Raw genomic sequence first — 10203 nt, 5'->3', positions numbered from 1 at the left:
CCCTGAGCCCGCCCCCCAGCGCCCTGAGCCCACCCCTCAGCGCCCTGAGCCCACCCCCCAGCGCCCTGAGCCTGTCGAAGGGCCCCTGCTCGCCGTCGACGACCTGTCGGTGACCTTCCAGCGCCGGGGCGCACGCCCGACCCGCGCGGTGGACGGCGTCTCCTTCGCCGTCGACCCCGGTGAGGTGGTCGGCATCGTCGGGGAGTCCGGCAGTGGCAAGTCGGTGACCTCGATGGCGGTGATGGGGCTGCTGCCCGCGCGCACCGCCCGGGTCACCGGCAGCGCCCGCTTCGACGGCCGCGACCTGCTGACGATGCCGGACGCCGAGCGCTCCCGGCTGCGCGGCAAGGAGATCGCGATGGTCTTCCAGGACCCGATGAGCTCGCTCAACCCGGTGCTCACCGTCGGCCTGCAGATCACCGAGGTGCTGCTGCGCCACCAGCAGATGAGCCGGGCCGAGGCCCGCGAGGAGGCCGTCGAGCTGCTGCACCGGGTCGGCATCCCCGACCCGCGCCGCCGGGTGGGGGAGTACCCGCACCAGCTCTCGGGCGGCATGCGGCAGCGGGCGCTGATCGCGGTGGCGCTGGCCTGCCGGCCGCGGCTGCTGATCTGCGACGAGCCGACCACCGCGCTCGACGTCACCATCCAGGCCCAGGTGCTGGAGCTGCTGCGCGAGCTGGTCGCCGACCTCGGCACCGCGATGATCATGATCACCCACGACCTCGGCGTGGTGGCCGGGCTGTGCGACCGGGTCAACGTGATGTACGCCGGCCGGGTGGTGGAGTCGGCCGGACGTCGCGACCTCTTCGCCGCCCCGCGGCACCGCTACACCGAGGGCCTGCTGGCCTCCATCCCGCGGCTGGACGCGCCGCGCGCGGAGGGGCTGACGCCGATCCCGGGCACCCCGCGCGACACCGTCGGCTGGGACCGGGCCTGCGCCTTCGCCCCACGCTGCCGGCACGCCACCGACGGGTGCGTCCGGCCCGACCTGGCGCTGGAGCCGATGGAGCCCCGCAGCGGCGAGGTCGAGCACCTGGTGCGCTGCGTCCACCCGGCCCCGGTCGGGGCGTCCGAGCACCTGGAGGGAGCGCGATGAGCGGCACCGACGGAGCGGGATCCGGGACGTCCGGGCGCGAGGACGTCCTGCTGGAGGTCGAGGACCTCAGCGTGCACTTCCCGATCCGGCGCGGGATCGTCTTCGACCGCACGATCGGCCACGTCCGGGCGGTGGACGGGGTCAGCCTGCGGATCGCCCGCGGCACCACCTACGGGCTGGTGGGGGAGTCCGGGTGCGGCAAGTCCACCCTCGGCCGGGCCCTGCTGCGGCTCAACGAGCCCACCTCCGGGCGCATCGTCCTCGACGGCACCGACGTCCGCGCGCTGGGCCGCGAACCGCTGCGCCGCTTCCGCCGGCGGATGCAGATGGTGTTCCAGGACCCGCTGTCCAGCCTCGACCCGCGCCAGAGCGTGCAGAGCCTGCTCACCGAGCCGCTGCGGGTGCACGGGCTCGACGAGGTCGACCGCGAACGGCTGGGCGGGAACGGCGAGCGCGCCCACGTCGAGCGGGCCGCGGAGCTGCTCGAGGTGGTCGGGCTGCCCCGCTCGGCCCTGGCCCGCTACCCCCACGAGTTCTCCGGCGGGCAGCGCCAGCGGATCGGGATCGCCCGGGCGATGGTGCTCAACCCCGAGCTGGTGGTGGCCGACGAGCCGGTCAGCGCCCTCGACGTCTCGGTGCAGGCGCAGGTGATCAACCTGCTCGAGGAGCTGCAGGAGCTGCTCGGGCTGACCTACCTGGTGATCGCCCACGACCTCGCGGTGGTCCGCCACATCTCCGACACCATCGGGGTGATGTACCTCGGCGTGATCGTGGAGGAGGCGCCCAGCGACGCCCTCTACGAGCAGCCGCTGCACCCCTACACGCTGGCGCTGATGTCGGCGATCCCGGTGCCCGACCCGGTGGTGGAGGACGCCCGGGAGCGGATCCTGCTCGCCGGCGACCTGCCGAGCCCGGCCAACCCGCCGGCCGGCTGCCGGTTCCACACCCGCTGCCCCTTCGCCCAGGAGCGGCTCTGCGCCGACACGGTGCCCGAGCTGCGCGAGGTCGCCCCCGGCCGGCGGGTGGCCTGCCACTGGGCCGAGGAGATCCGCGACGGCCGGCTCACCGCGCACCGGGTCGACCCCGACGCCACCGTGACCGCGGACGTCCGGCCGGGCACCAGCGGCCCGTCCGGCACCGACCTGGACCCGCTCGCCGTCCCCTGACGCGCGTCCCCCACCCGCGTCGCCGGAGCGACACACACCTTCGCCGGACCCCACACCAGCTGCAGCCGGTGTGGGGTCCGGCGGACGTGTGTGCGGGGGTGCGCGGAGGCGCTGCGGCGGCCGACACGCCGCTCTCTGGATCGATTTTGCAGCCGCTCCGTTCGGCCCTAGAGTCCGTCCCGCCAGCACGGACGACGCGGTCACGGCGGCCCCCTCACCACCTCTTTCGCGAACGGAATACGCCCGTGCTCGTCGCCGCACTCGGCTGGCTCGCTGCCGCCGTGGGGATGCTGTCGTCCCTCCCTCAGCTGTGGAAGCTCCTGCGTCACCGGCAGACCGCCGGCTGCTCCTTGCTGCTGTGGCAGCTGTCGATGGGCAACTGCCTGGCCTGGACCGGTCACGGTGTGATCATCGGTGCGGCCCCGATGATCCTGCCGAACCTGGTCCTGGCCCTGGTGGCCCTGCTGATCATCGCGACCCTGTGCCGGGCTCGCGGCCGGTCGCTGCCGCTGGTGGTGCTCGGCTCGCTGGCGCTGGCCGCGACCTGTCTGACCGTGGACGTCCTGCTCGGCCCGGTCGCCTTCGCCGCCGTGGTCTTCGTCCCCGCCCTGGTCGGCGTGCTGGCCCAGCTGCGGGTGATCGCCACCGGGCTGTCGCTCGACGGGGTGTCCGCGGGCTACCTGGTGGTCGCGGTGCTGATGCAGGGTCTGTGGCTGTGCTGGGCGGTGCTCAGCGGCGACATCTCGGTGCTCCTGGTCGGCAGCTCGATGCTCGGCTTCGCCACGCTCTCCCTCGGCTGGTACCTGGGACGCCGCACCGGGATCGTCGCCGCAATCGGCCGCGCCCGTGGTGAGGACCTCACGCTGGCCGCCTGACCCTCAGCAGCGGCCCGTCCGGTCCCGGCCCTAGAGTCGGAGTCGAGCCCGGCCGACCACCGGAGCCGCCCCGACGTCGAGGAGGATGCCCGTGCCCACCGAGGTCCAGGGTGTGATCGCCCGCAGCAAGGACGCCCCCGTCGAGCTCACCACCATCGTGGTGCCCGACCCCGGCCCCGGCGAGGTGGTGGTGGACGTCCAGGCCTGCGGGGTCTGCCACACCGACCTGCACTACCGCCAGGGCGGCATCAACGACGAGTTCCCGTTCCTGCTCGGCCACGAGGCCGCCGGGCTGGTGAGCGAGGTCGGCGAGGGCGTCACCGAGGTCGAGGTCGGTGACTACGTGGTGCTCAACTGGCGCGCGGTGTGCGGCCAGTGCCGGGCCTGCCGCCGCGGCCGTCCGTGGTACTGCTTCGACACCCACAACGCCCGGCAGAAGATGACCCTGACCGACGGCACCGAGCTCACCCCGGCCCTCGGCATCGGCGCCTTCGCCGAGAAGACCCTGGTCGCCCAGGGCCAGTGCACCAAGGTCGACCGCGGTGCCGCGCCCGAGGTCGCCGGCCTGCTCGGCTGCGGCGTGATGGCCGGCATCGGCGCGGCCATCAACACCGGCGGGGTGACCCGCGGCGACACGGTGGCCGTCTTCGGCTGCGGCGGCGTCGGCGACGCCGCCATCCTCGGCGCCCGGCTGGCCGGGGCGTCGAGGATCATCGGCGTCGACATCGACGACCGCAAGCTGCGGGTGGCCGAGGGCATCGGCGCCACCCACACCGTCAACTCCCGCCAGACCGACCCGGTCGCCGCGATCCAGGAGCTGACCGGCGGCTTCGGCGTCGACGTCGCGATCGAGGCGGTCGGACGTCCCGAGACCTACCGGCAGGCCTTCTACGCCCGCGACCTGGCCGGCACCGTGGTGCTCGTCGGCGTGCCCACCCCCGACATGGAGATCACGCTGCCGCTGCTCGACGTGTTCGGCCGGGGCGGGGCGCTGAAGTCGTCGTGGTACGGCGACTGCCTGCCCAGCCGCGACTTCCCGATGCTCATCGACCTGCACGCCCAGGGACGGATCGACCTGTCGGCCTTCGTCACCGAGAAGATCGGCATCGGCGACGTCGAGGCCGCCTTCGACAAGATGCACGCCGGCGACGTGCTGCGCTCGGTGGTCATGATCGAGGGGGCCCGGGCATGACGTTCCGCATCGAGAAGACCGTCACCTCGGGCACCTTCTCCCTCGACGGTGGCACCTGGGACGTCGACAACAACGTCTGGGTGGTCGGTGACGACACCGAGTGCCTGGTCATCGACGCCCCGCACGACTCCACCGCGATCGTCGACCTGGTGGCCGGGCGGACGGTGACCGCCATCCTGCTCACCCACGCCCACGACGACCACATCGACGCCGCCGGCAGCCTGTTCGACCAGGTCGAGGCGCCGATCCACCTGCACCCCGACGACCGGATGCTCTGGGACGCGGTCTACGCCGACGTCGGTCCCGACGGCGACCTCGCCGACGGCCAGACCTTCTCGGTCGCCGGTCGCACCCTGACCGTGCTGCACACCCCCGGCCACAGCCCGGGCAGCTGCTGCTTCCACCTGCCGGAGGAGGGGGTCGTCTTCACCGGCGACACCCTGTTCTCCGGCGGCCCGGGTGCGACCGGACGCTCCTACTCCAGCTTCGAGACGATCATCGACTCGATCACCGCGAAGCTGCTCACCCTGCCGCCCGACACCGTGGTGCACACCGGCCACGGCGACTCCACCACCATCGGCGCGGAGGCCCCGCACCGCCAGGAGTGGATCGACCGGGGCCACTGACCGAGGTGCGGGCGGTCGGCCGGCTCGGGTAGCGTCGGTCCGTACTCAATCGTTCCAGAAGCAGGAGGCCGCGCGGTGGGCGTCGGGCAGACAGACGGCGGCGTGACCCTCGGCACCGGGCCGTCGGCCTATCTGAGGCTGCTGCGTCACGGCCCGGCGGCCGGGCCCTTCTTCGCCGCCCTGGTCGCCCGGCTGCCGATCGCGATGGCGCCGCTGGGGATCCTGCTGCTGATCGAGCGGGAGCGCGGCGCCTACAGCCTGGCCGGGTTCGTCACCGGGGCGTTCGCCGTCGGCTCAGCGATCGGCATGCCGCTGTGGGGGCGTCTGATGGACCGCCACGGCCAGCCCCGGGTGCTCGTGCCGACCTCGCTGACCAGTGCCGCCATGCTCGTCGCCGTCGCGGTCGCCACCCTCGGAGGCGCACCCTCGGCGGCGCTGCTGGTGCTGGCCTTCCTCGCCGGGCTGGCCTTCCCGCCGATGAGCCCGGCGATCCGGGCGGCGTGGCGGACGATCTTCCCCGACCGGGCCTCCCGCCGGGTCGCCTTCGCCCTCGACGGCACCTCGGTCGAGCTGGTCTTCGTCGGCGGCCCGCTGCTGCTCTCGCTGCTGCTGGTGCTGACCCCGGGCGGCGTCCCGCTGGTGCTGACGGCCGTGCTGCTGGCCGGCGGCACGCTGGCCTACTGCCTGACGTCGGCCGCGCGCCGGTCCTCCGGGCTCAGCGGGGAGGACCCCGAGCCCGTGGCCGGCCCGCGCCGTCGGGTCCCGGTAGTCTTCATCGGCGGGGTCGCCACCGTGCTGGCCACCATGCTCATCCTCAGCATCGGCTTCGGCCAGCTCGACACCTCGATGGCGGCCACCGCCGGCATCATGCTGGGCAGCACCGACAACGTCGGCGTGCTCTTCGCCTGCATCGCCGGCGGCAGCACGCTGGGTGGGCTGGCCTACGGAGCCCGGCACTGGAGCTTCTCCGAGCGGCGCGCGGTGCCGGTGCTGTTCGCGGCCTTCTCGGTGCTGCTCGGGCTGATGGCCCTGCTGCTCAGCTGGTCGGGGGCTTCGCTGGCCCTGGTGCTGCCGTTGCTGTTCGTCACCGGCGTCACCATCGCCCCGGCGCTGATCATGCAGCAGCAGCTGATGGACCACCTCGCCCCGCCGGACCGACTGAACGAGGCGCAGTCCTTCCTCTCCGCCGCCAACACCACCGGCGCGGCGGCCGGCACCGCGGTCGCCGGTGTGCTCATCGACTTCCACGGCGTGGACTGGTCCTTCGCCGGGGCCTCGGCCGCGCTCGCCCTCGCCGTGGTGGTGGCGCTGGCCAGCCAGCGGCGCTGGAAGCGGGCCGAGCAGGAGGTCGCGGCGGCCACGCTGCCCGCCGACGTCCGCGTCTGACCCGTCCCGGGTGGCCGGCGGAATCCGCCCCGCAGCCCGGGCGCCGCGGACTAGCCTTGCCGCCATGGACTTCACCGCTCAGGCGCGGGCGGCCAAGGACGCCTCCCGCGCGCTGGCCACCGCCACCAGGGCCACCAAGGACGCCGCGCTGCACGCCATGGCCGACGCCCTCGCCGCCGCCGAGGCCGACGTGCTCGCGGCGAACGCGACCGACGTCGCGGCCGCCGAGCAGGCCGGCACGGCGGCATCTCTCGTCGACCGGCTCCGGCTGGACCCGTCCCGCATCGCCGGCATGGTCGACGGGCTCCGCCAGCTCGCCGCGCTGCCCGACCCGGTCGGGGACGTGGTGCGCGGATGGAGCCGGCCCGACGGCGTCCAGGTGCGTCAGGTGCGGGTGCCGCTCGGCGTGGTCGGGATCATCTACGAGGCCCGGCCCAACGTCACCGCCGACGCTGCCGGCATCTGCCTGAAGTCGGGCAACGCCGTGCTGCTGCGCGGGTCGTCCTCCGCGCTGCACTCCAACACCGCCGTCACCACCGCGTTGCGGGCCGGGCTGGAGCGCGTCGGTCTCGACGCCGACGCCGTCCAGCTGGTCACCGGCGGCCGCGAGGTCACCAAGGAGATGATGGCGGCCCGCGGGCTGGTCGACGTGCTGATCCCACGCGGGGGAGCGGGGCTGATCGAGGCCGTGGTCACCGGCTCCCAGGTGCCGGTGATCGAGACCGGCACCGGCAACTGCCACCTCGTGGTGGACGCCGACGCCGACCCCGAGACCGCGCTGGGGATCATGGTCAACGCCAAGGTGCAGCGGCCCTCGGTGTGCAACTCCCTGGAGACGATGCTCGTGCACCGCGACATCGCACCCACGTTCCTGCCGCGGGCACTGGCGGTGCTGGCCGAGCACGGGGTGACGGTGCACGGCGACCCGGAGGTGGCCGCCCTCGAGGAGACCGTGGTGCCGGCGACCGAGGACGACTTCACCGGCGAGGCGCTCTCGCTCGACCTCTCCGTGGCGGTGGTGGACGACCTGGACGCCGCCCTGGCCCACATCCGCCGCTACGGCAGCGGTCACTCCGAGACGATCGTCACCGAGTCCCGGCGGGCCGCCGACCGCTTCGTCGCCGAGGTGGACGCCGCCGCGGTGCTGGTCAACGCCTCCAGCCGGTTCGTCGACGGCGGCGAGCTCGGGTTCGGCGCCGAGATCGGCATCTCCACCCAGAAGCTGCACGCCCGTGGGCCGATGGGGCTGGCCGAGATGACCTCGACCAAGTTCGTGCTGCTGGGCGACGGGCAGGTCCGTGCCTGAGCGCCGCGTCGACGAGCTGCGCACGCCGCGGCTGCGGATGCACCGCTGGGGACCGCGGGAGCGCGACGCCCTGGCGGCGCTGAACGCCGATCCCGAGGTGATGCGCTTCTTCCCCGGCACCCAGGACCGGGCCCGCACCGACGCCCTGGTCGACCGGGTGGAGGCCTGCTTCGAGGAGCGCGGCTGGGGGCTGTGGGCGGTCACCCCCGACGCCATCGGGGAGCCGGTCGGCTTCGTCGGGCTGCTTCCGCTGCCCCCGGGCGTCCCGGGCGCCGAGACCGGCGGGGTCGAGGTCGGCTGGCGGCTGGCCCGGCACGCCTGGGGCCACGGCTACGCCACCGAGGCCGCCACCGCCGCCGTGACGGTGGCCTTCGACACCTTCGGCCTGCCCGACGTCTGGTCGATGACCGCCGAGCTGAACACCCCCTCCCAGGCGGTGATGCGCCGGCTCGGGCTGACCCTGCACAGCAGGTTCGAGCACCCGGCGGTGCCGGAGGGCAGCCCGGTGCGCGCCCACGTCATGTACCGGACGACCGCCGAGCGGTGGTCGCAGCGACGCGACGAGGCGGACGAGGCCGCCGTCGGCAGCCGGTAGGCTGCCCGCCATGAACGCTGGACTCATCTTCCTCGAGGTGTCGGGTCACCACCGCGAGCTGTTCATGCCGGCCTGGGTGTTCGGGCTGGTGGCCTTCGCCATCCTCATGCTCGGCCTGATCGCGCTGTGGAGCTACTCCAACCGCCGGCCGCACAGCTGAGCGTGGAGGCCGCGTGACTGAGACCGGGCTGGCCCGGCGTCCCGACCGCCCGCACGGGCAGCGCTACCGGCTCGGCGTGATGGGCGGCACCTTCGACCCCATCCACCACGGCCACCTGGTGGCGGCCAGCGAGGTCGCCCACCAGTTCGCGCTGGACGAGGTGGTCTTCGTCCCCACCGGCGTGCCGTGGCAGAAGAAGGACCGCCCGGTCTCCGCGCCGGAGGACCGCTACCTCATGACGACGATCGCGACGGCGTCCAACCCGCGGTTCACCGTCAGCCGGGTCGACATCGAGCGGCCCGGCGACACCTACACCGTCGACACCCTCAAGGACCTGCGGGCCGAGCGCGGCGAGGACGTCGACCTGTTCTTCATCACCGGCGCCGACGCGCTGGCCAAGATCCTCACCTGGCGGGGCGCGGACGAGCTGTTCGACCTGGCCCACTTCGTCGGCGTCTCCCGGCCCGGGACCGAGCTGCGCGCCCCGGCCGTCGACCACCTGCCGGCGGAGCGGGTCACCCTGGTGGGGGTGCCGGCGCTGGCGATCTCCTCCACCGACTGCCGGGCCCGCGCCTCGGCCGGCGAGCCGATCTGGTACCTGGTGCCGGACGGCATCGTCCAGTACATCCAGAAGCGGGGCCTCTACCTGGCCCCCGACCAACCGCACGTGCCCGAACCCCGGAGAGACGCCCATGGTGGCCACTGACCGCGCCCTTGAGCTGACCCGCGCCGCCGCGGAGGCGGCCGCCGACAAGCTCGGCACCAACATCGTCGGCTACGACGTCTCCGAACAGCTCGCGATCACCGACACCTTCCTCATCGTCAGCGCCGGCAACGAGCGCCAGGTCGGCGCGGTGGTCGACGGGATCGAGGAGAAGCTGCGCGAGCTGGACGCCAAGCCGACCCGGCGCGAGGGCTACCGCGAGCAGCGCTGGGTGCTGCTGGACTACCTCGACCTGGTGGTGCACGTCCAGCACGCCGAGGAGCGCACGCTCTACTCGTTGGAGCGGCTGTGGGGCGACTGCCCGCGGCTCGACCTCGGGGTGGAGGAGAAGCGGTGACCGCTGGCCGGCTGCTGCTGTGGCGCCACGGCCAGACCAGCTGGAACGCCACCGGACGCTTCCAGGGCCAGGCCGACATCGAGCTCGACGAGACCGGGCTGCGCCAGGCCGCCGAGGCCGCGCCGGTGCTGGCGCGCGAGGGCGTCACGAGGCTCTACAGCTCCGACCTGCTGCGCACCCGGCAGACCGCGGCCGCCCTCACCGAGGTGACCGGTCTGGAGCCGGCGCTGGACAAGCGGTTCCGCGAGATCTCGGTCGGTGACTGGGAGGGCTGGACCCTCGACGACGTGCTCGCCGCCGACCCGGGCTACCTGGACCGCGAACGAGCCGGCGAGGACGTCCGCCGCTCGCCGACGGGGGAGTCCCTCGGCGAGGTCGCCACCCGGTTCTCCGAGGCCCTGCGCGAGGTGGCCGAGGACGCCGACCCGACCGACACGGTCCTCGTCACCACCCACGGCCTGGCCGCCCGGGTCGGCACCGCCGCCTTCCTCGGGCTCGACCTGGTCGCCGCCCGCCGCTTCGGCGGGCTGCGCAACTGCCACTGGATCCTGCTGGTCAACAAGCACGACGACTGGCGCATCGACGCCTGGAACCTCGGCGTCAGCGCCGAGCACCTGGAGGGCCTGGTCGGCTGAGGGACCCGGGCGCCCCCACCCCAGCGCCCGGGCACGACCCCACCCCAGCGCCCGGGCACGACCCCACCCCAGCGCCCTGAGCCTGTCGAAGGGCGAGCCCCGCGC

Annotated in this window: 12 protein-coding genes; all 12 read left to right on the top strand. The window is 73.8% G+C overall.

Annotation, left to right across the window (positions count from 1 at the left end; genetic code table 11):
* Positions 1-1096: ABC transporter ATP-binding protein (locus DVA66_RS12160; RefSeq protein WP_232821929.1), on the top strand; the 1096-nt coding region annotated here is incomplete at its 5' end.
* Positions 1093-2262, top strand: coding sequence for an ABC transporter ATP-binding protein (locus DVA66_RS12155; protein ID WP_114560330.1), 1170 nt, complete (start codon positions 1093-1095; stop codon positions 2260-2262). The genes DVA66_RS12160 and DVA66_RS12155, both read left to right, overlap by 4 nt.
* Before the next feature lie 245 nt (positions 2263-2507).
* Positions 2508-3137 (top strand): PQ-loop domain-containing transporter, encoded by a 630-nt coding sequence (locus tag DVA66_RS12150; protein WP_114560329.1) that lies wholly within the window; start codon positions 2508-2510, stop codon positions 3135-3137.
* A 91-nt stretch (positions 3138-3228) separates the two neighbouring features.
* Positions 3229-4329, top strand: coding sequence for an S-(hydroxymethyl)mycothiol dehydrogenase (locus DVA66_RS12145; RefSeq protein ID WP_114560328.1), 1101 nt, complete (start codon positions 3229-3231; stop codon positions 4327-4329).
* Positions 4326-4955, top strand: a complete 630-nt coding sequence (locus tag DVA66_RS12140; protein ID WP_114560327.1) for an MBL fold metallo-hydrolase — start codon at positions 4326-4328, stop codon at positions 4953-4955. Before DVA66_RS12145 ends, DVA66_RS12140 begins: the two co-directional genes overlap by 4 nt.
* Positions 4956-5057: 102 nt before the next feature.
* Positions 5058-6341 (top strand): MFS transporter, encoded by a 1284-nt coding sequence (locus DVA66_RS12135; protein WP_157973973.1) that lies wholly within the window; start codon positions 5058-5060, stop codon positions 6339-6341.
* Between the two features lie 64 nt (positions 6342-6405).
* A complete protein-coding gene (locus tag DVA66_RS12130) occupies positions 6406-7647 on the top strand; it encodes a glutamate-5-semialdehyde dehydrogenase (RefSeq protein ID WP_114560325.1) in 1242 nt (413 codons plus the stop codon).
* Complete coding sequence (locus tag DVA66_RS12125) at positions 7640-8242, top strand: GNAT family N-acetyltransferase (RefSeq protein ID WP_198671702.1); 603 nt, start codon at positions 7640-7642, stop codon at positions 8240-8242. Before DVA66_RS12130 ends, DVA66_RS12125 begins: the two co-directional genes overlap by 8 nt.
* 10 nt (positions 8243-8252) lie before the next feature.
* Positions 8253-8402: a hypothetical protein gene (locus DVA66_RS20920; RefSeq protein WP_157973972.1), complete on the top strand. Its 150-nt coding sequence runs from the start codon at positions 8253-8255 to the stop codon at positions 8400-8402.
* Positions 8403-8415: 13 nt separating this feature from the next.
* Positions 8416-9108, top strand: a complete 693-nt coding sequence (gene nadD / locus DVA66_RS12120) for a nicotinate-nucleotide adenylyltransferase (RefSeq protein ID WP_114560324.1) — start codon at positions 8416-8418, stop codon at positions 9106-9108.
* The gene (gene rsfS / locus DVA66_RS12115; protein WP_114560323.1) at positions 9095-9463 is read left to right on the top strand and encodes a ribosome silencing factor; all 369 of its coding nucleotides are present in this window, start codon (positions 9095-9097) and stop codon (positions 9461-9463) included. Before nadD ends, rsfS begins: the two co-directional genes overlap by 14 nt.
* A complete protein-coding gene (locus DVA66_RS12110) occupies positions 9460-10098 on the top strand; it encodes a histidine phosphatase family protein (RefSeq protein ID WP_114560322.1) in 639 nt (212 codons plus the stop codon). The genes rsfS and DVA66_RS12110 overlap by 4 nt, the downstream gene beginning before the upstream one ends.
* Positions 10099-10203: the final 105 nt, after the last annotated feature.

Origin of the sequence: Desertihabitans aurantiacus (assembly GCF_003344635.1) — a bacterium.
Taxonomy (GTDB): Bacteria; Actinomycetota; Actinomycetes; order Propionibacteriales; family Propionibacteriaceae; genus Desertihabitans; species Desertihabitans aurantiacus.
Note: the sequence above shows the minus strand (reverse complement) of the source record. Positions and strands in the feature narration are given on the sequence as shown.